Raw genomic sequence first — 25517 nt, 5'->3', positions numbered from 1 at the left:
CATTCTGGGTGGGTCCTGACCGGCTCCTGCGGGGAGAGCTGATGACCCGGGCACGCCTCGACAAACTGTTCACCGTACTGCTCGCCGGCGTGCTGGCCGGGCTGGCGCTCGCGGTGGCGGCCCTCCCGGCCGCGCTGGTCTTCGGCATCGGGTTCTCGGCGCTCGCCGCGCCGTACTCGGAACTGCCGAACACGCTGCGCACGCCGCCCACGCCCCAACGCTCGAACCTCTACGCCAACGACGGCACCACGCTGATCACCTCCTTCTACCAGGAGGACCGGGTCGACGTGCCGCTGGCCGACGTGGCGCCGGTGATGCGGCAGGCGGTCATCGCCGCCGAGGACGCCCGGTTCCACGAGCACAGCGGCGTCGACCTGCGCGGCGTGGTGCGGGCCTTCACCGTCAACCGGGGTGCCGGGGAGACCCGGCAGGGCGCGTCCACGCTGACCATGCAGTACGTCCGCAACGTGCTCAGCAACGACCCCCGGCTGAGCGAGCGGCAGCGCGCCGCCGCCACCGAACTGACCACCGCGCGCAAGATCCAGGAGATGCGGTACGCGCTGGCCCTGGAGCGGGAGCTGACCAAGGACGAGATCCTCGCCCGCTACCTCAACATCGCCTACTTCGGGGCGGGCGCGTACGGGGTGGCCGCCGCGAGCCGCCGCTACTTCTCGAAGCCGCCGGCGGAGCTCACCCTGGCCGAGGCGGCGCTGCTGGCCGGCCTGGTCCGCTCCCCGCACACCGACGACCCGATCAACGGCGACGCGGACGCCGCGCTCGCCCGCCGGGCGTACGTGCTGGACCGGCTGGTGGAGTCCGGGCAGGTCCCAGCCGAGGCGGCGGACCGGGCCCGGGCCGAGCAGTTGAGGCTGCGCCCCAGCCAGACGCCGAACGACTGCACGGCGGTGCCGGCGGAGCACAACGACTGGGGCTTCTTCTGCGACTGGCTCACCCGCTGGTGGAACGCCCAGCCGGCGTTCGGCGCGACGGTCGACGAGCGGCAGCTCTCGCTGCGCCGGGGCGGGTTCACCATCGTCTCCTCGCTCGACCCGGCGGTGCAGCGCGCCACCACCGAGCAGGTCCGCCGGATCTACTCGGTGGACGACCGCCGGGCGGCGCCGACGGCGGTGGTCCAGCCGGGCACGGGCCGGGTGCTCGCGATGGCGGTGAACCGGAACTACGGCGTGGCCGCCAACCCGGCCGGGCAGAAGAACCACCCGAACACGGTGAACCAGCTGGTCGCCGGCGGCGGGGCGATCGAGGGCTACCAGGCCGGCTCCACGTTCAAGGTCTTCACGATGCTGGCCGCGCTGGAGTCCGGGCTGCCGCTGAGCACGGAGTTCGACGCGCCGGAGCGGATCGTGACGGACTACTCGGCGAGCGGGGCGGCGAGCTGCGACGGGTACTGGTGCCCGCGCAACGCCAGCGCCTCCATGGACGGCCGGCACACGATGTGGACCGCCTTCGGCGAGTCGGTCAACACGTACTTCGCCTGGCTGACCGAGCGGGTCGGCGCGGACCGGGTGGTGGAGATGGCCGAGCGGCTCGGCATCGTCTTCCGCTCCGAGGACGACGCGCGGCTGGCCCGACACGGCGCACGCGAGTGGGGGCCGTTCACCCTGGGCGTCTCCGCCACCACACCGCTCGACCTGGCCGGCGCGTACGCCGCCGTGGCGGCCGAGGGCTCGTGGTGCGCGCCGCTGCCGGTCGTCTCGATCGCCGACGCCGCCGGCCGCCCGGTGGCCGCCGCGCGGCCGCACTGCCGGCAGGCGGTGGACGCGGACGTGGCCCGGGCGGCGGCCGACGCGGCCCGCTGCGCGGTCGGCGACCAGTCGATGTACCGGGAGTGCGCCCGTGGCACCGCCGAGGGGCTGCACCGGCAGCTCGGCCGGCCGGTGGCGGGCAAGACGGGCAGCTCGGACGGGTACGCGACGGAGACCGTGGTCGCCTTCACCCCGCAGCTGGCGGTCGCCTCGATCGCCGCGAACCCCGACGACCCGCGCGACGCGGTCGGCCAGCGGGTGCAGGGGCAGCTGGTCGAGGCGGTGGGGGAGGTGCTCGCCTTCGCGCTGCGCGACGAGCCGGTCCGCGACTTCGTGCCGCCCAGCGAGGCGACCGCCTTCCAACTCACCGGCGCCCGCGCCGGCAACTGAGCGCCCGCGCCGGCACTGAGCGCCGCGCCGGCACTGAGCGCCGAGCCGGCACTGAGCGCCGAGCCGGCACCGGGTCCGCGCCGGCGACTGAGCCGCCGGGCCGGCGACCGGGTCCGCGTGCCTCAGCGGCGCGGCGAGGCGGCTGCGGGCCGTCGGGCCGCCTGCTCGGCCTGGCGGGCGATGTTGCGGGCCATCCCGCCGAAGACCACCGCGTGGAAGGGCGCCACCGCGCCCCAGTACGCGTGTCCGGGCAGCCCGCGCGGCAGGAACACCGCGCGCTGCTGGTAACGGCTGCCGCCCTCGTCGCCGGGGAGCACGCGCATCTCCAGCCAGGCCCGGCCCGGCAGCCGCATCTCGGCGCGCAGCCGCAGCAGCTCGCCGGGCACGATCTCCTCCACCCGCCAGAAGTCCAGCGCCTCGCCGACCTGGAGGCGGTGCGGGTCGCGCCGGCCGCGGCGCAGCCCCACGCCGCCGATCAGCCGGTCCAGCCAGCCGCGCACCGACCAGGCCAGTGGGAACGAGTACCAGCCGTGCTCCCCGCCGACGCCCTCGACGACCCGCCACAGCTCCTCCGGCGGTGCGTGCACCGCCCGCTCGCGGACGTCTGTGTAGGCGGTCCCGCCGGACCACTCCGGGTCGCTGGGCAGCGGCTCGGCCGGCGCGTCGGGGCCGCTCGCGGTCGACCAGCGGGTCTCCACCTCGCCGTCGCGGACCTTCGTCAGGGCCGCCGCGACCGCCTGGTCGAAGCCGGTCAGCCCCTCCGGCGGGTCGGGCACGTACGCGGCGATGTCGTGCTCGTGGGCGACGGCCTCGTGGACCAGGCTCTCCACCAGCGGCCGGGCGATCGCGTTGGGCACCGGCGTGACGAGCCCGACCCAGTGCGAGGAGAGCGACGGCGTCAGCGGTCGCACCGGCACGATGGTCCGCCGGCGCAGCCCGGCCACCCGCGCGTACCGCTGCATCATGTCCTCGAAGGTGAGGATGTCCGGCCCGCCGATGTCGAAGGCGCGGTTGACCTCAGGCGGCAGGCTGGCGCAGCCGGCCAGGTAGCGCAGTACGTCCCGGACGGCGATCGGCTGGATCCGGTTGCGGACCCAGCGGGGGGTGACCATGGCCGGCAGCCGCTCGGTCAGGTAGCGCAGCATCTCGAACGAGGCCGACCCGGATCCGATGATCACCGCCGCCCGCAGCACCGCCGTCGGCACCCCGCTGTCGAGCAGGATCCGCCCCACCTCGGCCCGCGAGCGCAGGTGCGCCGACGGGACCTCCGAGTCCGCTGCCGGCTCCGGCCCGCCCAGGTAGACGATCCGGCGTACGCCCGCGACCCGCGCCGCCTCGGCGAACCGGGTGGCGGCCTCCCGGTCGGCGGCCTCGAAGCCGGCCTGGCCGAGCGAGTGCACCAGGTAGTAGGCGACGTCCACGCCCTCGAACGCGGCCGGCAGCGTCTCCGGCCGGCGCAGGTCGCCCTCGACGATCTCGGTCCGCACCGCCCACGGCACGTCCCGCAGCCGTCCCGCCTTGCGGGCGAGGCAGCGCACCGTGTGCCCCTCGGCCAGCAGCCGGGGCGCCAGCCGCCCGCCGATGTAACCCGTCGCTCCGGTGACCAGGCATCTCACGGTCTCCAGTGTGCGGCCCAATAGACTCTGGCGTTGTGGCTACTGAGACGAGCACCTTCTGGGGGCCGGACTTCGACCAGCTCCGCGCGACCGACCCGGAGATCGCCGGGGTGGTGCTCGGCGAGCTGGACCGGCTCCGGGGCGGACTGCAACTGATCGCCAGCGAGAACCTCACCTCGCCGGCGGTGCTGGCCGCGCTCGGCTCGACCCTGACCAACAAGTACGCCGAGGGCTACCCGGGCCGGCGCTACTACGGCGGCTGCGCCGAGGTCGACCGGGCCGAGGAGATCGGCATCGCGCGGGCGAAGGAACTCTTCGGCGCCGAGCACGCCAACCTCCAGCCGCACTCGGGGGCGAGCGCCAACCTGGCCGCGTACGCCGCGCTGGTCCAGCCGGGCGACACGGTGCTCGCCATGGACCTGCCGCACGGCGGCCACCTCACCCACGGCAGTCGGGTCAACTTCTCCGGCAAGTGGTTCCACACGGTCGGCTACACCGTCCGCCGCGACACCGAGCTGATCGACTACGACGAGGTACGCGACCTCGCCCTCGCGCACCGGCCCAAGATGATCATCTGTGGCGCGACGGCGTACCCGCGGTTGATCGACTTCGCGCGGTTCCGCGAGATCGCCGACGAGGTCGGGGCGTACCTGATGGTCGACGCCGCGCACTTCATCGGGCTGGTCGCCGGGAAGGCCGTCCCGTCGCCGGTGCCGCACGCCGACGTCGTCTGCCTCACCACGCACAAGGTGCTGCGCGGGCCGCGCGGCGGCATGATCCTGTGCCGGGAGTCGCTGGCCCAGCGCATCGACAAGGCGGTCTTCCCGTTCACCCAGGGCGGCCCGCTGATGCACGTCGTCGCCGCCAAGGCGGTCGCGCTGCGGGAGGCCGCCCAGCCCGAGTTCCGGGCCTACGCCGACCGGGTGGTGGCCAACGCGCGGGCGCTCGCCGCCGGGCTGGCCGACGAGGGGATGCGCCCGGTCTCCGGGGGCACCGACACCCACCTCGCCCTGATCGACCTGCGCGAGGCCGGGGTGACCGGCGCGGACGCCGAGGCACGCTGCGACGCCGCCACCATCACCCTGAACAAGAACGCGATCCCGTACGACCCACAGAAGCCGATGGTCGCCTCGGGCATCCGGGTGGGCACCCCGAGCGTCACCACGCAGGGCATGCGCGAGCCGGAGATGCGCCAGGTCGCCTCGCTGATCGCCCGCGCCGTGCGCACCGATCCCGCCGCCCCCGGGGGCGCCGACTCCCTCGCCGGGATCGCCGGCGAGGTCGCCGAGCTGGTCGCCGCCTTCCCGGCGTACCCCCGATGAGCGCGCCACGCGCGGGCGAGCCGGGTGCCATCCGGGCCCGGCTGCCGCACCTTCGCCTGCCGTTGCTGGCCTGCGCGGTCCTCGCGCTGGTCGCGGTCCCGACCGCGGCGGTGCTGAGGGGCGCCACGGGCGCGGCCGGGGTGGCCGCCGGGATCGCGCTGGTCATCGCCAGCTACCTGGTCTCCGGCGTCTCGGTGGCCTGGGCCGACGCCGTCAACCCCCGGATGATCATGTCGGTGGGGCTGGTCACCTACGCCACGAAGATCGTGGTGCTCGGGGTGGTGATGGCCGCCGTGGCGGCCACCGGCTGGCCCGGCCTGCCGGACATGGGGGTGGCGATCATCGCGGCCGTGGTGGTCTGGACGGGCGCCCACCTGACGTGGGCCCTGCGTACGCCGCTGCCCACATTCGAGCGACGCGGTGAGTGAACGTTCTGTCGGATCTGCGTCCGGCATTTCGGGCTGCCGCGGCGGGCCGCACGGGAGTAACCTGACCAACGACTTTCGCGCCCGCACCACGGCCCGCACGCTGTCCGCAGTGTGGGGGGTGCCGCACACTCCCGCGCGTCCCTGCTGATATTGTTCGCCACGTCATGGCCGAAGACCCACACCCCCGCAGGTCCGACGAGCACTCGTCGGAAGGCGTGGCAGGGGCCGTTCTGGGCTACCTCCTCGCCGGCATCGTGGTGTGGGGCTTCCTCGGGTGGTTGGCGGAGCGACTTCTCGATCTGCCCACCGGCGTCGGGGCCGCCGTCGGCATGATCTTCGGCGCGGCCGGAGCGATTTACCTGATCATGAAGAGGCTCAGTGCTTGAGTGCCAGCACGCGCGGGTCTGTCGAGTGCGGAGGATGACACGGTGAGTGGACAGCTCGTCGCCGCCGAGGGGCTTCCCTGGCCCCCCAGCGTCGGAGATTTCTACCCGCCGGACGTGGCTGGCCCCTGGGTCACCAAGTTCGGGATCATGGTCTGGCTCGCGGTCGCGTTGCTGATCATCTTCTTCATGCTCGCCTACCGGAAGCCCAAGCTGGTCCCCGGTAAGGCCCAGTGGTACGCGGAGTCGGTCTACGGCCTGGTCCGGGACAACATCGCCCGCGAGCAGATGGGCAACGCGGGCATCCGCTTCGCGCCCTACTTCACGGTGCTGTTCAGCTTCATCGTGCTGACCAACTTCTTCGCCATCGTGCCCGGCCTGCAGATCTCGCCCAACTCGCACATCGCCTTCCCGATCGTGCTCGCGCTGATCTCCTACGTGATGTACCTCTACATCGGCGCCCGCAAGCACGGCCTCGGCAAGTACCTCAAGATGAGTCTGATCATCCCGGGCGTGCCGTGGCCCATGCACATCCTGCTGATCCCGATCGAGTTCCTGCAGACGTTCATCGTCCGGCCGGTCACCCTGGCCCTGCGGCTCTTCGCCAACCTGTTCGCCGGCCACCTGCTGCTGCTGGTCTTCACCGTCGGCGGCTTCGTGATGCTGAACTCGAGCAGCCTGTTCATCCAGGTGACCTCGGTCTTCTCCTTCCTGATGGCGATCGTGATGGCCTTCTTCGAGGTCCTGGTCGCCGTGCTGCAGGCCTACGTCTTCGTCACGCTGAGCGCGAACTACATCGGAAGTTCGCTCGCCGACGAGCACTGATCGGGCTCGGCGGGCCGCCCGGCCCGACCAAGCTTCTGGTACCGACCCGCGTACGCGTGAGAACTCACGCGTCGAACAGGAGGAATACCCGCAATGACTGTTCTTGCCGAAATCGGCGGCAGCGTCAACACCATCGGCTACGGCCTCGCCGCCATCGGCCCCGGTATCGGTGTCGCCCTGGTCTTCGCGGCCTACATCCAGTCGAGCGCGCGTCAGCCGGAGTCCGCCGGCTACAACCGCACCTGGCTGGTCCTGGGCTTCGCCCTGGTCGAGGCGCTCGCACTCTTCGGCCTGGTGCTCGCCTTCGCCGTCCAGGGCTGACGAGAGCTCTCTCCCGACCCGGAGGTCTGACATGTTCATCGCCGCAGAAGGTGTGGAGCACAACCCGATCCTGCCCATCTGGCAGGAGATGGTCATCGGGACCATCGCCTTCGCCCTGCTCTGCTTCGTCCTGCTGAAGTTCGTCATGCCCCGCATGGAGGCGATGTACCAGGCGCGGGTCGACGCGATCGAGGGTGGCCTCAAGCGGGCCGAGGCCGCCCAGGCCGAGGCGAACCAGGTGCTGGAGCAGTACCGGGCCCAGCTCGCCGAGGTGCGTACCGAGGCGGCGCGGATCCGGGACGACGCCCGCGCCGACGCCGAGGGCATCCGCCAGGACATCCTCGCCAAGGCGCGGGAGGAGTCCGACCGGATCATCGCCGCCGGCAAGGAGCAGCTCGCCGCCGAGCGGGCCACCATCGTGCGCGAGCTGCGCACGGAGGTCGGCACGCTCGCGGTCGACCTGGCCAGCAAGATCGTCGGGGAGTCCCTCGCCGACGAGGCGCGTCGCAAGGGCACCGTCGACCGGTTCCTGAGCAACCTCGAGAGCGCGGGGGCCCGCTGATGCAGGCCGCCAGCCGGGAGTCGTACAAGGTCGCGGTCGAGCACCTCGACGCGTACGTCCGCGGCGCGGAGCCGTCGGCGGTGGCCACCACCGCCGGCGACATCCTCTCCGTCGCCGACCTGCTGCGGCGCGAACCGCGGCTGCGCCGCGCGCTCTCCGACCCGGCCCGCTCCGGGGCCGACCGTGCCGGGCTGCTCGGCGAACTGCTGCGCGGCAAGGTCGGCGCCGAGGCGCTGGACCTGGTCGCCTCCCTGGTCGCCGGCCGCTGGTCGGTGCCGTCGGAACTGCTCAGCGCCACCGAGCAGTTGGGCATCGACGCGCTCCTGGCGAGCGCCGACTCCGCCGGCGAGCTGGGCGAGGTCGAGGACGAGCTGTTCCGCTTCGGGCAGGTCGTCGCCGGTTCGCCGCAGCTGTCCAGCGCGCTCTCCGACTCGGCGGTCCCCGCCGACCGGCGGGCCACGCTGGTCGACCAGTTGCTCGTCGGCAAGGCCCGGCCGATCACCGGCTACCTCATCGGGGTCGCGCTCGCCGGTTTCGGTGGACGCAACCTCTCCGGTGCGCTCAGCCGGCTGGTCGAGCTGGCCGCCGAGCGGCGGGACCGGCAGGTGGCGTACGTGACCGCCGCGGCCCCGTTGAGTGAAGAGGAGGAGCGCCGGCTGGGCGCCAGCCTCTCCGCGATATACGGTCGAGAGGTTTCCGTCAAGCAGACGGTGGACCCCTCGGTTCTCGGTGGCGTGAGCGTACGGGTCGGCTCCGACCTGTACGACGGCACCGTCCTGCGCCGCCTCAACGAGAGCCGCAACGCGCTCGCGAAGCGCTGAGGCGGCAGCGCCGCCCAGTGCCTGTGACATAGACGCCATTCGGACCGGTCGGTACTAGGTATCCCGGGCCCCTGATACTTAAGGAAGCAGAGGATGGCCGAGCTGACCATCTCGACGGAGGAGATCCGCGGCGCCCTGGAGCGCTACGTCTCCTCCTACTCGTCCGAACTCTCCCGCGAGGAGGTCGGCACCGTCGCCGACACCGGCGACGGCATCGCCCACGTCGAGGGTCTCCCCTCGACCATGACCAACGAGCTCCTGGAGTTCGAGGACGGCACCCTGGGTGTGGCGCTGAACCTCGACGTCCGGGAGATCGGTGTCGTCGTTCTCGGTGACTCCGCCAAGCTCGAAGAGGGCCAGCGCGTCAAGCGCACCGGCCGGGTGCTCTCCGTGCCGGTCGGCGACGCCTTCCTCGGCCGCGTGGTCAACGCGCTCGGCCAGCCGATCGACGGGCTCGGCGACATCGCCAACGAGGGCTTCCGCGAGCTGGAGCTCCAGGCCCCGAACGTGATGTCCCGGCAGTCCGTCGACGAGCCGCTGCAGACCGGTCTCAAGGCCGTCGACGCCATGACGCCGATCGGCCGCGGTCAGCGTCAGCTGATCATCGGCGACCGGAAGACCGGCAAGACCACGGTCGCGCTGGACACCATCCTCAACCAGCGGGACAACTGGCGCTCCGGCGACCCGAAGAAGCAGGTCCGCTGCATCTACGTCGCCATCGGCCAGAAGGCCTCCACGATCGCCTCGATCAAGGGCATCCTGGAGGAGGCGGGCGCGATGGAGTACACCACCATCGTCGCCTCCCCGGCCTCCGACCCGGCCGGCTTCAAGTACCTCGCCCCCTACACCGGCTCGTCCATCGGGCAGCACTGGATGTACGGCGGCAAGCACGTCCTGATCGTCTTCGACGACCTGAGCAAGCAGGCCGAGGCGTACCGCGCCGTGTCCCTGCTGCTGCGTCGCCCGCCGGGCCGTGAGGCGTACCCGGGTGACGTCTTCTACCTGCACTCCCGCCTGCTGGAGCGCTGCGCGAAGCTCTCCGACGAGCTGGGCGGCGGCTCGATGACCGGCCTGCCGATCATCGAGACGAAGGCCAACGACATCTCGGCCTTCATCCCGACCAACGTCATCTCCATCACCGACGGCCAGATCTTCCTGGAGACCGACCTGTTCAACCAGGGCGTCCGGCCGGCCATCAACGTCGGCACCTCGGTCTCCCGGGTCGGTGGCGCCGCCCAGGTGAAGCCGATGAAGAAGGTCTCCGGTTCGCTGCGGCTCAACCTGGCCCAGTTCCGCGAGCTGGAGGCGTTCGCCGCCTTCGCCTCCGACCTGGACAAGGCCTCCCGCGCCCAGCTGGACCGCGGTTCCCGCCTGGTCGAGCTGCTCAAGCAGCCGAACTACTCGCCGTACCCGGTGCAGGAGCAGGTGGTCTCGGTCTGGGCCGGCACCGAGGGCAAGCTGGACGACATCCCGGTCGGGGAGATCCGCCGCTTCGAGTCGGAGTTCCTCCAGTACCTGCGCCACAAGCACGAGGGCGTGCTGGCCAGCATCGCCGACCACCAGTGGAACGACGACATCATCGGCTCGCTCGACGCCGCCATCGCCGACTTCAAGCAGGTCTTCCTCGGCAAGTCCGACGAGCGGCGGATCAACGAGGCCCCGGCCTCGCCGCTGGAGGGCGACGAGAACCGCGAGACGGTGACCCGCTACCGGGACGGCGCGGGCGACCGCCCGGCCGAGAACCAGTAAGGGCTGATCCATGGCGGCCCAGGTACGCGTTCTTCGTCAACGGATCCGCTCGGCGAAGGGGATGAAGAAGATCACCAAGGCGATGGAGCTCGTGGCGACGAGCCGGATCGCCAAGGCCCAGGCCCGGGTGGAGGCGTCCCTGCCGTACGCCCAGGCGGTCACCGGTGTGCTCACGGCGCTGGCGTCCAACGCGCGGATCGACCACCCGCTGCTCACCCCGCGTCCGAAGGTGCGGCGGGCGGGTGTCCTGCTGGTCACCTCCGACCGTGGCCTCGCCGGTGGCTACAGCTCCAACGCCATCAAGATGGCCGAGTCGCTGATCGCCCGGCTGCGGGCCGACGGCAAGGAGCCGGTGCTCTACGTCATCGGACGCAAGGGTGTCGGGTTCTTCCGGTTCCGTGACCGGCCGATCGAGGCCAACTGGACCGGGTTCTCGGAGCAGCCGACCTTCGCCGACGCCCGCACCGTGGGCGAGACGCTGATCAAGGCGTTCACCGCCGGTGCGGACGACGTCGAGGGCGGCGCCGGGGCGGACGGGGTGCTCGGGATCGACGAGTTGCACATCGTCTTCACCGAGTTCCACTCCCTGATGACCCAGACCCCGGTCACCAAGGTCATCGGCCCGATGCAGGTGGAGGACCGGCCGCGCGCCGAGGGCGCGCTGCCGTCCTACGAGTTCGAGCCGGACGCGGAGGCGCTGCTCGACGCGCTGCTGCCGAAGTACATCAACACGCGGATCTACGCGGCGTTGCTGGAGTCGGCGGCCAGCGAGTCGGCGGCCCGTCGGCGGGCGATGAAGAGCGCCACCGACAACGCCGAAGAGATGATCGAGAAGTACACGCGTGAGATGAACTCGGCCCGCCAGGCCGGGATCACCCAGGAGATCAGCGAGATCGTCGGCGGCGCGAACGCGCTCGCCGCGTCGGGAAGTGAAGTGTGATGACTGCCCCAGTAGAGACCAAGACGGCCACGGGTCGCGTGGTCCGGGTCATCGGCCCGGTCGTCGACGCCGAGTTCCCGCGCGACGCCATGCCGGCCCTGTTCAACGCCCTGCACGTGGACGTGACGCTCTCCGGCGGCGAGAAGACGCTGACCCTGGAGGTCGCCCAGCACCTGGGTGACAACATGGTCCGCGCCATCTCGATGCAGCCGACCGACGGCCTGGTCCGTGGCACCGAGGTGCGCGACACCGGCTCGCCGATCACCGTTCCGGTGGGCGACACGGTCAAGGGCCACGTGTTCAACGCGATCGGCGAGTGCCTCAACCTGACCGAGGGCGAGACGCTCCAGCCCGACGACCACTGGGGCATCCACCGCAAGGCCCCGGCCTTCGCGGACCTGGAGCCGAAGACCGAGATGCTGGAGACCGGCATCAAGGTCATCGACCTGCTCGCCCCGTACGTCAAGGGTGGCAAGATCGGCCTGTTCGGCGGTGCCGGCGTCGGCAAGACGGTGCTCATCCAGGAGATGATCACCCGTGTCGCCCGGAACTTCGGTGGTACCTCGGTCTTCGCCGGCGTGGGTGAGCGCACCCGCGAGGGCAACGACCTCATCGCCGAGATGACCGAGTCCGGCGTCATCGACAAGACCGCGCTGGTCTACGGCCAGATGGACGAGCCGCCGGGCACCCGGCTGCGGGTCGCCCTCTCCGCGCTGACCATGGCGGAGTACTTCCGCGACGTGAAGAAGCAGGAGGTGCTGCTCTTCATCGACAACATCTTCCGCTTCACCCAGGCGGGTTCGGAGGTCTCCACCCTGCTCGGCCGTATGCCGAGCGCGGTGGGTTACCAGCCGACCCTGGCCGACGAGATGGGCGAGCTCCAGGAGCGGATCACCTCCGTCCGGGGCCAGGCCATCACCTCGATGCAGGCGATCTACGTGCCGGCGGACGACTACACCGACCCCGCCCCGGCCACCACGTTCGCCCACCTCGACGCGACCACCAACCTGGAGCGGTCGATCTCCGACAAGGGCATCTACCCGGCCGTGGACCCGCTGGCGTCCTCGTCCCGGATCCTCGCCCCGGAGTTCGTCGGCGCCGAGCACTTCGCGGTGGCGACCGAGGTGAAGCGGATCCTGCAGAAGTACAAGGACCTGCAGGACATCATCGCCATCCTCGGTATCGAGGAGCTCTCCGAGGAAGACAAGATCACCGTGCAGCGCGCGCGGCGCATCGAGCGCTTCCTGTCGCAGAACACCTACGCGGCGGAGCAGTTCACCGGCGTGCCGGGCTCGACGGTCCCGATCCAGGAGACCATCGAGGCCTTCAAGAAGATCAGCGAGGGCGAGTACGACCACTTCCCCGAGCAGGCCTTCTTCATGTGCGGCGGTCTGGAGGACCTGGAGCGCAAGGCGGCGGAGCTGATGAAGGGCTGACCTGTCGGTCCTGCGAAAGGCCGCCCCGGCACTGCCGGGGCGGCCTTTCGTCCGTCTTCGGACCGGGTGATCGCCGCGCCCTGTTCCGCGTGGTCGGCGATCATGCCGGACGCGAGGTACCGTCGATCCGCCCACTCCCCACGTGGGCGTCGATCCGCAACGAATCGGCTGCATGCGCCCGTCTCCTGATCGTGGGCGTGACGAACGGAGATGATCGTGGGTAAGGCCGACAAGGGCGGCGGCACGCCGTCCAGGTGGTCGGGGGTGCCGCGCTGGGCCCGGGTCTGCACCGTGTTCGGTGCCGTCCTGATGCTGCTCAGCGGGGCCGTGCTGGTCGGTGCCGAGGCGCTGATGGCCCGTTACGAGGGCGCCGTCGGCAAGGCCGACCTCTTCGGCGACCAGGCCGCCGGGGCGAAGGAGCGCAGGAGCGACATCAAGGGCCCGCTCAACATCCTGCTGGTGGGCATCGACCCGCGCAACCCGGAGATGCCGCCGCTCGCCGACTCGGTGATGGTGCTGCACGTGCCGGCGGAGATGGACCGGGCCTACCTCTTCTCGATGCCGCGTGACCTCATCGTGGAGATACCCGAGTTCAGCAGGGCGGAGTTCAAGGGCGGCACCGACCGGCTCAACGCGGCGATGTCGTACGGCAGCCGGGTGCCCGGTGGCAACCCCGACGCGGCCCGCGGCTTCGAGCTGCTGGCGACGACGGTGCAGAACGTCACCGGCATCACGCGCTTCGACGCTGGCGCGATCATCAACTTCAACGGCTTCAAGAAGATCGTCGACGCGATGGGCGGCGTCGACATGTACATCGAGCGCGAGGTGCGCTCCGAGCACCGCGAGCCGGACGGCAAGCACCGCAAGGGCAACCCGAACGGCGACGGCTACGTCGGCCCGCAGGCGGTCTACAAGAAGGGCAACCAGCACCTCAACGGCTGGCAGGCGCTCGACTACGTCCGCCAGCGCTACCCGAAGAACGGCGTCCCCGACGGTGACTACGGGCGGCAGCGGCACCAGCAGCAGTTCGTCAAGGCCATGGCCGGCCAGGCGTTCAGCGCCGACGTGGTGACCAACCCGATCAAGCTGGACCGGGTGCTGCGGGCGGCCGGGCAGTCGCTCATCTTCAGCGGCCGGGGCAACAGCGTGGTCGACTTCGGCCTGGCCCTCAAGAACATCCGTCCGGAGACGATTCAGATGATCAAGCTGCCGGGCGGCTCGGTCATCGAGAACGGGGACTACCGGGGCGAGAAGTTCCAGCCCGCCGTGGACGACTTCTTCGCCGCCCTACAGAAGGGGCAGCTCGACGCGTTCCTGCTGGAGCACCCCGACTTCCAGAACAAGGCGAAGTAGTCGTGGCGCAGGTCTCGCCACCCGCGTTGGGGACGGGTCGGCGGCACGACTAGACTTTCGACAATCCGCCGCCGCAGCAAGGAGACAGCGTGGCAAAGCAGCTTCACGTCGAGCTCGTAGCCGTCGAGGAGAAGGTCTGGTCCGGCGAGGCCGAGATGGTCGTCGCCCGCACGACCGAGGGCGAGCTGGGTGTGCTGGCGGGGCACGCGCCCCTGCTCGGCCAGCTTGCCGAGCCCGGCCAGGTGCGCATCAAGCTTCCCGGCGGCGAGCAGGTCTCCTACGAGGTGGCAGGTGGCTTCCTGTCGGTGACCGGCGAGGGCGTCACCGTCTTGGCCGAGAGCGCCACCCCGGTCTCCGCCGCGCAGAGCCGCTGAGCCGAAACGCCGATGGAGATCGTCGAAGGGATCGGAATCGGCGTCGCCGTCATCCTCGGCGCACTCCTGATCCTCTTCGCCCGGCGGGCCGTCGTCACCCGTAGCGGTGGCATCATCCGGCTCGGCGTCCGGACCTCCACGATGCTCGACGGCCGAGGCTGGTCTCCCGGCTTCGGCCGCTTCGTCGGCGACGAACTCCGCTGGTACCGGCTGTTCAGCTTCGCCATCCGCCCCACCCGGGTGCTCTCGCGAAAGGGGCTGGCCGTCGAGCGGCGGCGGCTGCCCGAGGGGCAGGAGCGCCTCTCGATGCCCGCCGACTGGGTCATCCTCCGCTGTACGAGTGACCACGCCCCGGTGGAGATCGCCATGGCCCGGTCCACCGTCACCGGGTTCCTCTCCTGGCTCGAGGCCGCCCCTCCGGGGGCGGTCTCGCCGCGTCTGGCCTCCCAGGACTGGCCCGCCGCCTGACTCGCGCCTCGCGGCGGGTGTTTCCAGGGATCCGTCTCAGTCCTCCGCGGCGAGTTCGACCTCGTAACGCCCGCTGTCCGGCGGCCGACCCCAGCCGCGTGTAGCGGCGAGCAGATCGGGCATCCGGACCTCGACGTGGTGCAGCGTGCCCACCGGCGTCTCCGGTGGGCACGAGGGCCGCGTGGTCAGCGGTTACCGCCCGGCACCCATAGCACATCTCCGTCCGGATTTGCCGTTCTTGACAGGATAAAGAGCAGATCGGAAAGCCGGTTGAGATACTTTGCCGGGAGCGAACTGGTCCGCTCGGGGTCGTGCGCGACCAGGGCCCACGCCGCCCGCTCGGCGCGTCGGGCGACCGTCCGCGCCACGTGCAGCAGCGCCGCACCCGCGGTGCCGCCGGGGAGGATGAAGGAGTCGAGCTTGCTCAGGCGTGCGTTGTACTCGTCGCACCAGCCCTCCAGACGCTCGACGTACGCCTCGGTGACCCGCAGTGGCGGGTACTTCGGATCGGGTTCGACCGGGGTGGCCAGGTCGGCGCCCACGTCGAACATGTCGTTCTGGACCGACGCCAGGACGGCCCGCAGTTCGTCGTCGAGCTGCCCCAGGGCGAGCGCCACGCCGATCGCGGCGTTGCACTCGTCGACGTCCGCGTACGCGGAGATGCGCGGATCGGTCTTCGGCACCTGCTCGTTGTTGCTCAGCCTGGTCATGCCGGCATCGCCGGCCTTGGTGTAGATGCGCGTGAGGTGGACGGCCATGACGCACAGCCTACGGATACCGGACCTGACGATCCCGGAGCGCCCGGGCGGCACCGCCGTCCGGACGGCGGGGGTGGGGTCCGGCGACGCCGGTGACCCGGCGGTCCACGACCTCGACGTCATCCGGGTGCGCGGCGACGCGCGCCTGGCCGGCTCGGTGCACGTCGTGGGCGCCAAGAACTCGGCGCTGAAGTTGATGGCCGCCGCGCTGCTCGCCCCGGGCCGCAGCGTCATCACCAACGTGCCCCGGATCACCGACATCGCGATCATGGGCGAGGTGCTCCGCCGGCTCGGCTGCGGCGTCCGGTTCGACGCCGACGACCCGGTCGACCCGATGGTCGCGTACGGCGGGGTGGCCCGGTCCCGGTCGGTCGTCATCGACGTGCCTGAGCGGCCCGGCGCCGAGGCGGACTACGACCTCGTACGCCGGCTGCGCGCCTCGATCTGCGTGCTGGGCCCGCTGCTGGCCCGCCGGGGGCACGTGCGGGTGGCCCACCCGGGCGGCGACGCCATCGGCTCGCGGGGCCTGGACATGCACGTCTCCGGGCTGACCCGGATGGGCGCCGAGATCTCCGGGGAGCACGGCTTCGTGATCGCGTCGGCGCCGTACGGGCTGCACGGCGCGGAGATCGTGCTCGACTTCCCCAGCGTCGGGGCGACCGAGAACCTGGTCATGGCGGCGGTGCTGGCCCGGGGGCCGAGCGTCATCGACAACGCCGCCCGGGAGCCGGAGATCGTCGACATCTGCACGATGCTCAACCAGATGGGTGCCCGGATCTCCGGCGCCGGCACCTCCACCCTGCACATCGAGGGAGTGCCGGGGCTGCGGCCGGTGCGGCACGCCACGGTGGGGGACCGGATCGTCGCCGGCACCTGGGCGTTCGGCGCGGCGATGACCCGGGGGGACGTCACCGTGACCGGGGTCGAGCCGGCGTTCCTGGAGGTCGCGCTCGACAAGCTCGTTTCCGCCGGCGGCCTGGTCGAGACCCGGGGCGACGCGTTCCGGATCCGGATGGACGACCGCCCGAAGGCCGTGGACGTCGTCACGCTGCCGTACCCGGGCTTCGCCACCGACCTGCTGCCGATGGCGATCGGGCTGGCCGCGGTCAGCGACGGGGCCTCCCTGATCACCGAGAACATCTTCGACGGCCGGTTCATGTTCGCCAACGAGATGATGCGGCTGGGCGCGGACATCAAGACCGACGGCCACCACGCGGTGGTCCGGGGCCGGGACCGGCTCTCCGGCGCGCCCGTCCGCGCCACCGACATCCGGGCCGGCGCCGGGCTGATCATCGCCGGGCTCTGCGCCGAGGGGGTCACCGAGGTGTCCCACGTGCACCACGTGGACCGGGGCTATCCGGACTTCGCGGCCGACCTGCGCGCGCTCGGGGTCGAGGTGGAGCGGGGCACCGCGCCGGAGGAGCCGGACCTGACCATCTGAGCCCGCCGCGCCCGACCGACACCTCGTCCCGAGGGCGCAGGACCCCGCCGGGCCGTCACCTTCGGCCACACGCCTTAGCATCCGTTCAGGCTCGCCGACTAGGGTGCTGGCAGACACTCAATCAGGCGAGGGAGAAGCAGATGGCGGGTCGACTCGCGGTCGTCGGGGCCGGGCTGATGGGCTCGGGCATCGCCCAGGTGGCGGCGCAGGCGGGCTGGCAGGTGACGCTGCGGGACCTGGACGACGCGGCCACCGGGCGGGGCATGGACGGCATCCGGAAGTCGCTGACCAGGTTCGCCGAGAAGGGCAGGATCGAGGCGTCCGAGGTCGAGGCGGCGCTGGGTCGGATCACCCCGACCACCGACCTGGAGGCGGCGGCCGACGCGGACATCGTGGTCGAGGCGGTCTTCGAGCGGCTGGAGATCAAGCACGAGGTGTTCCGCGCGCTGGACAAGATCTGCAAGGCCGACGCGGTGCTCGCGACCAACACCTCGGCCATCCCGGTGACGCAGATCGCTGCGGTGACCGAGCGCCCGGAGGCGGTCGTCGGCACCCACTTCTTCTCGCCGGTGCCGATGATGAAGCTCTGCGAGCTGGTGCGGGGCTACAAGACCAGCGACGAGACCCTGGCCACGGCGAAGTCGTTCGCCGAGGAGATCGGCAAGACCGTCGTGGTGGTCAACCGGGACATCGCGGGCTTCGTCACCACCCGGCTGATCGCGGCCCTGGTCGTCGAGGCGGTCAAGCTCGTCGAGTCGGGCGTGGTGTCGGCCGAGGACCTGGACACCGCCTGCCGTCTCGGCTTCGGTCACGCCATGGGCCCGCTGGCCACCACGGACCTGACCGGCGTGGACGTGCTGCTGCACGCCTCGAAGAACATCTACACCGACACGGCGGACGAGAAGTTCTTCCCGCCGGAGCTGCTCCAGCGCATGGTCACCGCGGGCGACCTCGGCCGCAAGAGCGGCAAGGGCTTCTACACGTACTGAGCTCGGGGTGCCGGACGGGGGCGGTGGCCCGCCCCCGTCCGGGTCAGCCGTCGCGCTTGGTCGTCCAGCGGAACGTGGTCAGGCAGAGCACCAGGCCGATCACGCACCACGCGACGAGCACCAGGGCGACCCGGTCCAGCTCGAACGAGCCGCCGGGCTCGCGGGCGCCGAAGGCCTCCGGCAGGAAGACCGAGCGCAGGCCCTGGCACATCCACTTCAGCGGGAAGAGCGCCGCCACCTGCTGCATCCAGGTCGGCAGCTCGGTGAAGACGAAGAACACGCCGGAGATGAACTGGAGCACCAGCGCGACCGGGGTGACCACCGCCGAGCCGCTGCGGGCGGTGCGGGCCAGCGACGAGATGGCGATGCCGCAGAGCGTGCAGGCGGTGACGCCGAGCACCGACACCCAGCCGAACGTCAGCCACTTCGCGGCGGTGCCCGGCAGCTCCAGGTCGAACAGCGCCACCGAGACCGCGAGCAGCAGCACCGTCTCGGCGATGCCGATCGCCACCACCATGATCACCTTGCCGGCGAACCAGACCCACTTCGGCATCGGCGTGCCCCGGTAGCGCTTGAGCACCCCCCGGTCCCGTTCGATCGGGATCCAGATGCCCAGGTTCTGGAAGCTCACCGTCATCAGGCCGGTGGCGATCATGCCGGTGATGAAGTACTGGGTGTAGCTGACCCCGGGGGCGATCTCGTCGTCGAAGATCGCCGCGAAGATCAGGATCATGATGACCGGGAAGCCCATCGTGAAGACGACGGACTCCCGGCTGCGCAGGAACTGGGTGATCTCCAGCCGGCTCTGCCGCAGGCTGAGGGCGACCGGACCGGGCCGCCGGGACGGTGCCGTGGTGGCCGGCGCGACCGGCTTCGTCGTGGTGGTCATCGGTGTCCGATCATCCGCAGGTAGATGTCCTCCAGGGTCGGCCGGGTCACCGTCAGACCCGGGACCTCGCCGCCGAAGCGCGCCGCCAGCTCCGCCACCAGCGCCGTCGGCGTCGCGCTCTCCACCGTCTCCCGCGCCCCCTCCGGCGTACGCCAGGAGACCGTCGCCAGCGCCTCCCGCCGGTTGCCCAGCTGGTCGGGGGCGGCGACCTCGACCACCCGGCCGCCCGCGATCACGCCGACCCGGTCGGCGAGGGCCTCGGCCTCGTCGAGGTAGTGGGTGGTGAGCACGATGGTGGTGCCGGCGGCGGCCAGGTCGCGGATCAGGTCCCAGAACTCCCGGCGCGCCTCCGGGTCGAAACCGGTGGTCGGCTCGTCGAGGAAGAGCAGCTCGGGGCGGCCGACGATGCCGAGCGCCACGTCGAGCCGGCGCTTCTGCCCGCCGGAGAGGGTGTGCGTGCGGGCCTTCGCCTTGCCGGCCAGGCCCACCCGCTCGACGACCTTGTCCGGGTCGTCGGCGTCGGCGTAGAAGCCGGCGAAGTGGCGCACCACCTCGGCGACCGTCAGCTCGTCGAACTCGCCGGTGCCCTGGAGCACGATGCCCACCCGCGCCCGCCAGTCCGGGGCCGGACGCGCCGGATCGCTGCCGAGGACGTCGACGTCGCCGGCGTCGCGCCGCCGGTAGCCCTCCAGGATCTCCACGGTGGTCGTCTTGCCGGCGCCGTTGGGGCCGAGGAGGGCGAAGACCTCGCCGCGGTGGACGTCGAGATCCACGCCCGCCACGGCGACGTTGTCCCCGTACGCCTTGCGCAAACCCCGCACGGAGATCGCCAGCTCGTCATGCATGCGTCAAGTGTGCGACCTGGCCACCGCCGCGGGCCGGCCGGGGTGTGGTGGTCGCGCCCATGTCGGGCGCTTCGCACCCGGGTTTCCGCTCCATGGAGCTGTGTGGTTTTCCACAGCCCTGGTGACTGAACGGTAACTTAGACTCCCGCCATGGACGAGAAGGCTCTCCCCGGCCGGCTGCCCGAGCGCGACCGCCCCTGGGTGATGCGCACCTACGCCGGGCACAGCTCGGCCGCGGCGACCAACGCGCTCTTCCGCCGCAACCTGGCGAAGGGGCAGACCGGGCTGTCGGTCGCCTTCGACCTGCCGACGCAGACCGGCTACGACCCCGACCACGAACTCGCCGCCGGCGAGGTGGGCCGGGTGGGTGTGCCGGTGGCGCACCTCGGCGACATGCGGGCCCTCTTCGACGGCATCCCGCTGGCCGACATGAACACGTCCATGACCATCAACGCGCCGGCGATGTGGCTGCTCGCCCTCTACGGCACCGTCGGCGAGGAGCAGGGCGCGGCGCTGTCCCGCTGCGCCGGCACCACGCAGAACGACATCATCAAGGAGTACCTCTCCCGGGGCACCCACATCTTCCCGCCGGCGGCGTCGCTGCGGCTGACCGCCGACGTCGTCGCGTACGCGCTGCGCGAGATGCCGCGCTGGAACCCGGTGAACATCTGCTCGTACCACCTCCAGGAGGCCGGCGCGACGCCGGTGCAGGAGGTCGGCTTCGCGCTCTCCACCGCCGTCGCGGTGCTCGACGCGGTCCGCGACTCGGGGCAGGTGCCCGCCGAGCGGATGGGCGACGTCGTGCAGCGGATCTCCTTCTTCGTCAACGCCGGGGTGCGCTTCGTCGAGGAGATCGCCAAGATGCGGGCCTTCGGGGCGCTCTGGGACGAGATCACCCGCGAGCGCTACGGGGTGTCGGAGCCGAAGCAGCGGCGGTTCCGCTACGGCGTGCAGGTCAACTCGCTGGGCCTGACCGAGGCGCAGCCGGAGAACAACATCCAGCGCATCGTGCTGGAGATGCTCGGCGTGACCCTCTCCCGGGACGCCCGGGCCCGCGCCGTCCAGCTGCCCGCCTGGAACGAGGCGCTCGGGCTGCCCCGGCCGTGGGACCAGCAGTGGTCGCTGCGGATGCAGCAGGTGCTCGCGTACGAGTCGGACCTGCTGGAGTACCCGGACCTCTTCGAGGGCTCGCACGTGATGACCGCGCTGGTCGAGGAGATCGTCACCGGGGCCCGGGTCGAGCTGGAGAAGGTGCTGGAGATGGGCGGCGTCGTCGCGGCCGTCGAGACCGGCTACCTCAAGAGCGCGCTGGTCGCCTCGCTGGCGGAGCGGCGCCGCCGGATGGAGTCCGGCGCCGACGTGGTGGTCGGCGTCAACAAGTTCACCGAGACCGAACCGTCGCCGCTGACCGCCGCCGGCGCCGAGTCGGTCGAGCAGGTCGACCCGGCCGTCGAGGCGGCGGCCACGGCCTCCGTACGCCGGTGGCGGGCCGGTCGGGACGACGCGGCGGTCGACGCGGCGCTGGCCCGGCTGCGCGCGGACGCCGCGACCACGACGAACCTGATGCCGGCGACGCTGGAGTGCGTGCGGGCCGGGGTGACCACCGGCGAGTGGGCCGGCGCGCTGCGCCGGGTCTTCGGCGAGTACCGGGCGCCCACCGGCCTGACCGGCGCCGCCGGGGCCGGCGGGGACGCCACCCTGGCCGCCGTCCGGGAGCGCGTCGCCGCCACGGCCCGCGAGCTGGGCAGCGGCCGGCTGCGGCTGCTCGTCGGCAAGCCCGGCCTCGACGGGCACTCCAACGGCGCGGAGCAGATCGCGGTACGCGCCCGCGACGCCGGCTTCGAGGTGGTCTACCAGGGCATCCGGCTGACCGCCGGGCAGATCGTCGCCGCCGCCGTGGAGGAGGACGTGGACCTGGTCGGCCTCTCGGTGCTCTCCGGCTCGCACCTGGCGGCGGTGCCGGCGGTGCTGGACGGCCTGCGCGCGGCCGGTCGGCCGGACCTGCCGGTGGTGGTCGGCGGGATCATCCCCGCCGGCGACGCGGAGCAGCTCCGCGCCGCCGGGGTGGCCCGGGTGTTCACGCCGAAGGACTTCGCGCTGACCGGGATCATCGACGAACTGGTCACCGTGGTGCGGGAGGCCAACGGCCTGCGCTGACGGGGGAGCCCGTGGCGGCGCTGGCCGACGTGCCGGGCGTGCCCGGGGCCGGCGCGGCGCGCGTCGCCAGGGGCTTTGTCCTCCGGTGGTGTGGTCCCGCCCGTGGGGCGCGCCGGTCCGGCGCGCCCCGGCTAGGTCAGCGGCTGACGTAGGTCATGCAGTCGGCCATGTCGTTGTCGGGGCCGACCTTGATCGACGGCGCGTGGCATTCCAGCTGCTCGTTGTGCTGGCAGTCCGCGCGCTGACAGGCACCGACCTGCGCGGTCATGCCGCCGTCCACCCCGCCGCGGACCGCCGGCATCTCCACGAAGGTGTGGCAGTGCGCGTGGTCCGGGCTGCCGATGGTGATGGCGAAGGCGTGGCAGTCGTTGGTGTGGTTGTACGAGCACGCCGCCACGACACATTCCTGGACGCGGGGCATCTCCACTGCTGCGGTCATGGTGACCTCCTATAGAGTCGTGCCCCGATTTTAGGCTTTTGTGGGTTTTGCCGAGCCTGGTTCACCCCACTCCGAGAACCTCCGACAGCGGGGCCGGCTCAAGGCCGCGCTCCGCCAGCCCGGCCAGGATGTGCGGCAGCGCCTCGTCCGTCATCGGCGCGTTCGCCTCCGTCACGTGCAGGACGATCACCGAGCCGGGACGCACCCCGTCCAGCGAGGCACGCACCACCGGCCGCCAGGACTTCGCGAACGGGTCGCCGCTGACCACGTCGCCGTCCACCACCGTCACCCCCAGCGGGGCCAGCGCGGCCAGCGCCCTGCGGTCGTGGCACAGCCCGGGGAAGCGGAAGTACCGGGTCTGCCGCCCCCCGTACGCGGCCACCACGTCGAACGTCCGCGCCACGTCGGCGGTCATCTCCCGCTCCGCGATGCGGGGCAGGCCGTAGCAGTCCGGGGTGAAGGCCAGGTGCCCGTACGTGTGGTTGGCCAGCTCGAAGCGCGGGTTCGCGGCGAGCCGGCGGGTCACGTCCGGGTACTGCTCGACCCACTTGCCGGTGAGGAAGAAGGTGGCCGGCACCCGCTCCCGTTCCAGCAGGTCGATGATCTTCAGGTTCGCGTACGACCGCACCGCACCGCTGCGCAGTTGGTACCGCATCGCGTCCGTCATGTCGGCGTCGAAGGTGAGCGCCACCTTGTTCCCCGTACGCGGCCCGTGGTCGACGACGGGCGGCCTGGTCCCGACCGGAGTCGCGCCGGGGACCGTCGCCGCGGGCGCGGTGGGGTCCGTGGTCGTCGGCTGCGGGGCGGTGGGGTCCGTGGCCGTCGGTCGCGGGGCGGGCGAGGTCTGCGGGGCTCGGCCCCCTACAACGACGCGGACGATGCCGGCGCTGGCCGGCGCACGCACCGGCGTCGGGGCGGCGAGGAGGGCCGCGGCGGCGACCACGGCGGCGAGGGTCGCGACGAGCGGAACGCGGGGGATCTTCACGTGCACCGGGAGATGATGTCAGCGTCCGGGGTTCCTGTGTGCCCGCCGTGGGGTGTGGGTGCGGGGGCGTGGTGGGGTGGCCCGCCGTGGTGGGGTGTGGTCCGCCGTGGGGTGGGTGCGGTGCGTCGTGGTGGGGGTGTGGCCCGCCGTGGGGTGGGTGCGGTGCGTGGTGGTGGGGGTGTGGCCCGCCTTGGTGGGGGTGGCCCGCCGTGGGATGGGTGCGGTGCGTCGTGGTGGGGGTGTGGCCCGCCGTGCCCGGCTCCGGGCGGTCAGGCTTGATCCCTGCGCCGGGCACGGCGGGCCACACCCCGTCGGTGCCCGCTCTCGCGTCCGTCCGCTGCGGGGCCGGTGCGGCGGGGCCTCGACGAGCGTGGCTCGACGTGCCGCGCCGTTCGTCGAGTCGATCATGCAGTTGCGGTGGGCGTGCCCTGGATTGCGCCTTCTGTGGGGCACCACAAACTGCATGATCGACGCCGCATGCCCGGGCAGGCGGAGATCTTGGTAGGTAAGGGCCCTCTGAGGGGCGTTTGCCTACCAAGATCCCGGAGGCGCGGGCGGATCCGGTGCGCCGGTTGTCCGGTTTCAAGGGCTGTCGTCCGGGGGGTGTCGGTGGTTGATCAACCTTGTGCGCGTGTGATGAGGCGTGGTGTCCGGTTCGGGGGTGTGATCGGGGGCATCGTGGGGGCGGAATCGTGGCCGGGCCGGGGTCGTTACACCCTGCGTACGACCGAGCAAGGCAAGGCCGCGCCGCCCGACAGGATGGCGTGTCGGGGCCCCGGAATGATGGCGGGCCGGTGGTCGTTACACATGGTCCGGCCGACGTGAGGGCATCCCCCGCCCCCGCGAGACAGGCCCCGATGCGGGCCTCCACGGCTCGGACATCCGGCCGGTAGGGCCGACCTGATCTTTCCTCCGGTACGACGCCGGAGATCCCCTCCAGCCCCGCTGGAGAATCCCCGAGTTCATGGGCGCCGGACGGTGCTTGCATCCGCGTAGCCGATCCCCCTCGGCGTGGGTGCCAACCCCCGAATGGAGCATCTGCGATGAACACGATCTTCCGTAACAGCGTGCTCGGTATCGCCGGTCTGGCGTTCGCCGGTGGCGTGGCCGCCGGCCCGATGACCGACACCGCCCACACCAGCGCCCCGACCGTGGACACCACCGCTGTCGCCGTCGCCGTGGCGGCGGACAAGCCGGACATGGGCAAGCTGGTCCCGCATGGTGTGCAGGGTGCGCAGTCGCGTATCGACCTGTCCGACGAGCAGGTCGCCAACGTCAAGGCCATCATCGCCGCGACGAAGAAGGCCGGTATGGACGAGCGGGCCGCCGTGGTCTCCATCGCGACCGCCCTGCAGGAGTCGAAGCTGGAGAACCTGGGTCATCTGGGCGACCGCAACGACCACGACTCGCAGGGCCTGTTCCAGCAGCGCCCCTCCAGCGGGTGGGGCACGGTCGAGCAGATCACCGACCCGGAGTACTCGACGACGGCGTTCCTCAAGGGCCTCAAGCAGGTCGACGGGTGGCAGGACATGCCCCTGACGAAGGCCGCCCAGACGGTGCAGGTGTCGGCGTACCCCGACCACTACGCCCAGTGGGAGCAGCAGGCCGCCGACCTCGTCGCCGAACACTGGAACAGCTGACCCGCACAACAACTGACACAGACCTTCCACCACAAGGGGGATCGCCGGCCGGCACCGTTGACTCGGTGCCGGCCGGCGGCACATCCGCCGGTCGTCATCGCGCGAGGGGCTTGACTTCAAGTTCGGATGAGGTTCGAGGATCTCAGTCGGGACCCACGGCCTCTGACAAGTCCGACGCGGGGGAGCACGCATGAGCGCTGACACCAGCTTCTACTCGATCATCGACTACACGGTCGACGGGCCCGACACGCAGCGGGAACTGGTGGCCGCCTTCGCGGACGTCCAGGAGCGGTGGGTCCGCTTCCATCCCGGCTACCGGTCGGCCCGGTTCCACGTCAGCACCGACGGAACCCGCGTCTACAACATCGTGCGCTGGGCGAGCAGGGCGGACTACGACAACTTCGTGGCGACCTCCGACGCCGAGGGCCGGGCGGCAGCCATCGCCGAGGCGCTGGACGGCCTGTCCGGCAGGGCCGAACCCCGGATGAGCGGCATCCCCACCTACACGGTCGTCCGCGAGATCGGGCCCGGACCGCGGAAGACCGACGCCTGACCTCCCCGACGCCGAGGCAGACCGCCTGATCGGCCTCGGCGCCGCAGGAAACGGATCCGACTCGCCCGAG

Annotated in this window: 25 protein-coding genes; 19 read left to right on the top strand and 6 right to left on the bottom strand. The window is 71.6% G+C overall.

What is annotated here, in order from left to right; translation table 11 throughout:
- The first annotated feature begins 41 nt into the window (after positions 1 to 41).
- Positions 42 to 2153, top strand: coding sequence for a transglycosylase domain-containing protein (locus tag AB0883_RS04090; RefSeq protein WP_366639282.1), 2112 nt, complete (start codon positions 42 to 44; stop codon positions 2151 to 2153).
- Between the two features lie 122 nt (positions 2154 to 2275).
- Here the strand turns inward: AB0883_RS04090 and AB0883_RS04085 are convergent, their stop codons facing one another.
- A complete protein-coding gene (locus AB0883_RS04085) occupies positions 2276 to 3769 on the bottom strand; it encodes an SDR family oxidoreductase (protein WP_366639280.1) in 1494 nt (497 codons plus the stop codon).
- Positions 3770 to 3804: 35 nt separating this feature from the next.
- On the opposite strand from AB0883_RS04085, the gene glyA reads away from it, so the two are divergent.
- The 13 genes from glyA to AB0883_RS04020 all read left to right on the top strand — a co-directional run bounded on the left by glyA (position 3805) and on the right by AB0883_RS04020 (position 14751).
- Complete coding sequence (gene glyA, locus AB0883_RS04080) at positions 3805 to 5091, top strand: serine hydroxymethyltransferase (RefSeq protein ID WP_366639278.1); 1287 nt, start codon at positions 3805 to 3807, stop codon at positions 5089 to 5091.
- Positions 5088 to 5519 (top strand): hypothetical protein, encoded by a 432-nt coding sequence (locus tag AB0883_RS04075; RefSeq protein WP_121399597.1) that lies wholly within the window; start codon positions 5088 to 5090, stop codon positions 5517 to 5519. Before glyA ends, AB0883_RS04075 begins: the two co-directional genes overlap by 4 nt.
- Positions 5520 to 5683: 164 nt before the next feature.
- Entirely contained in the window at positions 5684 to 5905 is a 222-nt protein-coding gene (locus tag AB0883_RS04070; RefSeq protein ID WP_121399596.1) for a hypothetical protein, read from the top strand.
- The gene (atpB, locus tag AB0883_RS04065; protein WP_357870797.1) at positions 5906 to 6727 is read left to right on the top strand and encodes a F0F1 ATP synthase subunit A; all 822 of its coding nucleotides are present in this window, start codon (positions 5906 to 5908) and stop codon (positions 6725 to 6727) included.
- 93 nt (positions 6728 to 6820) lie between these two features.
- A complete protein-coding gene (gene atpE / locus AB0883_RS04060) occupies positions 6821 to 7048 on the top strand; it encodes an ATP synthase F0 subunit C (protein ID WP_121399594.1) in 228 nt (75 codons plus the stop codon).
- Between the two features lie 31 nt (positions 7049 to 7079).
- On the top strand, positions 7080 to 7610 hold the full coding sequence (locus AB0883_RS04055) for a F0F1 ATP synthase subunit B (RefSeq protein ID WP_121399593.1): 531 nt from the start codon (positions 7080 to 7082) through the stop codon (positions 7608 to 7610).
- Complete coding sequence (locus AB0883_RS04050) at positions 7610 to 8431, top strand: F0F1 ATP synthase subunit delta (RefSeq protein WP_357870793.1); 822 nt, start codon at positions 7610 to 7612, stop codon at positions 8429 to 8431. The genes AB0883_RS04055 and AB0883_RS04050 overlap by 1 nt, the downstream gene beginning before the upstream one ends.
- A 93-nt stretch (positions 8432 to 8524) precedes the next feature.
- Positions 8525 to 10180: a F0F1 ATP synthase subunit alpha gene (atpA, locus tag AB0883_RS04045; protein WP_366639275.1), complete on the top strand. Its 1656-nt coding sequence runs from the start codon at positions 8525 to 8527 to the stop codon at positions 10178 to 10180.
- 10 nt (positions 10181 to 10190) lie between these two features.
- The gene (locus AB0883_RS04040; RefSeq protein ID WP_366639273.1) at positions 10191 to 11120 is read left to right on the top strand and encodes a F0F1 ATP synthase subunit gamma; all 930 of its coding nucleotides are present in this window, start codon (positions 10191 to 10193) and stop codon (positions 11118 to 11120) included.
- Positions 11120 to 12556: a F0F1 ATP synthase subunit beta gene (atpD, locus tag AB0883_RS04035; protein WP_088998665.1), complete on the top strand. Its 1437-nt coding sequence runs from the start codon at positions 11120 to 11122 to the stop codon at positions 12554 to 12556. Before AB0883_RS04040 ends, atpD begins: the two co-directional genes overlap by 1 nt.
- A gap of 210 nt (positions 12557 to 12766) precedes the next feature.
- Positions 12767 to 13909 carry an LCP family protein gene (locus tag AB0883_RS04030; protein ID WP_366639272.1) on the top strand — a complete coding sequence of 381 codons (1143 nt, stop codon included), beginning with the start codon at positions 12767 to 12769 and terminating at the stop codon, positions 13907 to 13909.
- Between the two features lie 89 nt (positions 13910 to 13998).
- Complete coding sequence (locus AB0883_RS04025; RefSeq protein WP_121399587.1) at positions 13999 to 14283, top strand: F0F1 ATP synthase subunit epsilon; 285 nt, start codon at positions 13999 to 14001, stop codon at positions 14281 to 14283.
- Between the two features lie 12 nt (positions 14284 to 14295).
- Complete coding sequence (locus AB0883_RS04020; RefSeq protein WP_366639271.1) at positions 14296 to 14751, top strand: DUF2550 domain-containing protein; 456 nt, start codon at positions 14296 to 14298, stop codon at positions 14749 to 14751.
- A gap of 185 nt (positions 14752 to 14936) precedes the next feature.
- Here the strand turns inward: AB0883_RS04020 and AB0883_RS04015 are convergent, their stop codons facing one another.
- A complete protein-coding gene (locus tag AB0883_RS04015) occupies positions 14937 to 15509 on the bottom strand; it encodes a cob(I)yrinic acid a,c-diamide adenosyltransferase (protein WP_366639269.1) in 573 nt (190 codons plus the stop codon).
- On the opposite strand from AB0883_RS04015, the gene murA reads away from it, so the two are divergent.
- Positions 15508 to 16950: a UDP-N-acetylglucosamine 1-carboxyvinyltransferase gene (murA, locus tag AB0883_RS04010; RefSeq protein WP_366639267.1), complete on the top strand. Its 1443-nt coding sequence runs from the start codon at positions 15508 to 15510 to the stop codon at positions 16948 to 16950. The genes AB0883_RS04015 and murA overlap by 2 nt on opposite strands.
- 140 nt (positions 16951 to 17090) lie before the next feature.
- Positions 17091 to 17939 (top strand): 3-hydroxyacyl-CoA dehydrogenase family protein, encoded by an 849-nt coding sequence (locus AB0883_RS04005; RefSeq protein WP_366639266.1) that lies wholly within the window; start codon positions 17091 to 17093, stop codon positions 17937 to 17939.
- Between the two features lie 43 nt (positions 17940 to 17982).
- Here the strand turns inward: AB0883_RS04005 and AB0883_RS04000 are convergent, their stop codons facing one another.
- Positions 17983 to 18828, bottom strand: coding sequence for an ABC transporter permease (locus AB0883_RS04000; RefSeq protein WP_366639264.1), 846 nt, complete (start codon positions 18826 to 18828; stop codon positions 17983 to 17985).
- The gene (locus AB0883_RS03995) at positions 18825 to 19673 is read right to left on the bottom strand and encodes an ABC transporter ATP-binding protein (protein ID WP_366639262.1); all 849 of its coding nucleotides are present in this window, start codon (positions 19671 to 19673) and stop codon (positions 18825 to 18827) included. The genes AB0883_RS04000 and AB0883_RS03995 overlap by 4 nt, the downstream gene beginning before the upstream one ends.
- Before the next feature lie 150 nt (positions 19674 to 19823).
- Here AB0883_RS03995 and AB0883_RS03990 point away from each other — a divergent pair, with 150 nt between their 5' ends.
- Positions 19824 to 21830 carry a protein meaA gene (locus AB0883_RS03990; RefSeq protein ID WP_366639260.1) on the top strand — a complete coding sequence of 669 codons (2007 nt, stop codon included), beginning with the start codon at positions 19824 to 19826 and terminating at the stop codon, positions 21828 to 21830.
- A gap of 136 nt (positions 21831 to 21966) precedes the next feature.
- On the opposite strand, the gene AB0883_RS03985 is transcribed toward AB0883_RS03990, so the two are convergent.
- Both AB0883_RS03985 and AB0883_RS03980 read right to left on the bottom strand, forming a co-directional pair.
- The gene (locus AB0883_RS03985) at positions 21967 to 22269 is read right to left on the bottom strand and encodes a DUF1540 domain-containing protein (protein ID WP_151454877.1); all 303 of its coding nucleotides are present in this window, start codon (positions 22267 to 22269) and stop codon (positions 21967 to 21969) included.
- 61 nt (positions 22270 to 22330) lie between these two features.
- The gene (locus AB0883_RS03980; protein ID WP_366639258.1) at positions 22331 to 23260 is read right to left on the bottom strand and encodes a polysaccharide deacetylase family protein; all 930 of its coding nucleotides are present in this window, start codon (positions 23258 to 23260) and stop codon (positions 22331 to 22333) included.
- 1037 nt (positions 23261 to 24297) lie between these two features.
- Here AB0883_RS03980 and AB0883_RS03975 point away from each other — a divergent pair.
- Both AB0883_RS03975 and AB0883_RS03970 read left to right on the top strand, forming a co-directional pair.
- Positions 24298 to 24894, top strand: coding sequence for a hypothetical protein (locus AB0883_RS03975; RefSeq protein ID WP_366639256.1), 597 nt, complete (start codon positions 24298 to 24300; stop codon positions 24892 to 24894).
- A 190-nt stretch (positions 24895 to 25084) separates the two neighbouring features.
- The gene (locus AB0883_RS03970) at positions 25085 to 25447 is read left to right on the top strand and encodes an antibiotic biosynthesis monooxygenase (protein WP_366639254.1); all 363 of its coding nucleotides are present in this window, start codon (positions 25085 to 25087) and stop codon (positions 25445 to 25447) included.
- The last annotated feature ends 70 nt before the right edge of the window (positions 25448 to 25517 follow it).

The organism is Micromonospora sp. NPDC047812, from assembly GCF_040704175.1.
In the GTDB taxonomy this organism is placed as follows: Bacteria; Actinomycetota; Actinomycetes; order Mycobacteriales; family Micromonosporaceae; genus Micromonospora.
The sequence above is the reverse complement of the archived record's forward strand: the minus strand, read 5'-3'. Positions and strand labels throughout refer to the sequence as shown.

Excerpts from the sequence above, each read along its gene's own strand:
- AB0883_RS03995 (WP_366639262.1), bottom strand. The coding sequence starts at position 19,673 with ATGCATGACGAGCTGGCGATCTCCGTGCGGGGTTTGCGCAAGGCGTAC.
- AB0883_RS04030 (WP_366639272.1), top strand. The coding sequence starts at position 12,767 with ATGATCGTGGGTAAGGCCGACAAGGGCGGCGGCACGCCGTCCAGGTGG.
- atpA (WP_366639275.1), top strand. The coding sequence starts at position 8,525 with ATGGCCGAGCTGACCATCTCGACGGAGGAGATCCGCGGCGCCCTGGAG.
- AB0883_RS04070 (WP_121399596.1), top strand. The coding sequence starts at position 5,684 with ATGGCCGAAGACCCACACCCCCGCAGGTCCGACGAGCACTCGTCGGAA.
- murA (WP_366639267.1), top strand. The coding sequence starts at position 15,508 with ATGACGCACAGCCTACGGATACCGGACCTGACGATCCCGGAGCGCCCG.
- AB0883_RS04050 (WP_357870793.1), top strand. The coding sequence starts at position 7,610 with ATGCAGGCCGCCAGCCGGGAGTCGTACAAGGTCGCGGTCGAGCACCTC.
- AB0883_RS04020 (WP_366639271.1), top strand. The coding sequence starts at position 14,296 with ATGGAGATCGTCGAAGGGATCGGAATCGGCGTCGCCGTCATCCTCGGC.
- AB0883_RS03975 (WP_366639256.1), top strand. The coding sequence starts at position 24,298 with ATGAACACGATCTTCCGTAACAGCGTGCTCGGTATCGCCGGTCTGGCG.
- AB0883_RS04055 (WP_121399593.1), top strand. The coding sequence starts at position 7,080 with ATGTTCATCGCCGCAGAAGGTGTGGAGCACAACCCGATCCTGCCCATC.
- atpE (WP_121399594.1), top strand. The coding sequence starts at position 6,821 with ATGACTGTTCTTGCCGAAATCGGCGGCAGCGTCAACACCATCGGCTAC.
- AB0883_RS04040 (WP_366639273.1), top strand. The coding sequence starts at position 10,191 with ATGGCGGCCCAGGTACGCGTTCTTCGTCAACGGATCCGCTCGGCGAAG.
- AB0883_RS04090 (WP_366639282.1), top strand. The coding sequence starts at position 42 with ATGACCCGGGCACGCCTCGACAAACTGTTCACCGTACTGCTCGCCGGC.
- AB0883_RS03985 (WP_151454877.1), bottom strand. The coding sequence starts at position 22,269 with ATGACCGCAGCAGTGGAGATGCCCCGCGTCCAGGAATGTGTCGTGGCG.
- atpD (WP_088998665.1), top strand. The coding sequence starts at position 11,120 with ATGACTGCCCCAGTAGAGACCAAGACGGCCACGGGTCGCGTGGTCCGG.
- AB0883_RS04015 (WP_366639269.1), bottom strand. The coding sequence starts at position 15,509 with ATGGCCGTCCACCTCACGCGCATCTACACCAAGGCCGGCGATGCCGGC.
- AB0883_RS04005 (WP_366639266.1), top strand. The coding sequence starts at position 17,091 with ATGGCGGGTCGACTCGCGGTCGTCGGGGCCGGGCTGATGGGCTCGGGC.
- AB0883_RS04075 (WP_121399597.1), top strand. The coding sequence starts at position 5,088 with ATGAGCGCGCCACGCGCGGGCGAGCCGGGTGCCATCCGGGCCCGGCTG.
- AB0883_RS03970 (WP_366639254.1), top strand. The coding sequence starts at position 25,085 with ATGAGCGCTGACACCAGCTTCTACTCGATCATCGACTACACGGTCGAC.
- AB0883_RS04000 (WP_366639264.1), bottom strand. The coding sequence starts at position 18,828 with ATGACCACCACGACGAAGCCGGTCGCGCCGGCCACCACGGCACCGTCC.
- AB0883_RS03990 (WP_366639260.1), top strand. The coding sequence starts at position 19,824 with ATGGACGAGAAGGCTCTCCCCGGCCGGCTGCCCGAGCGCGACCGCCCC.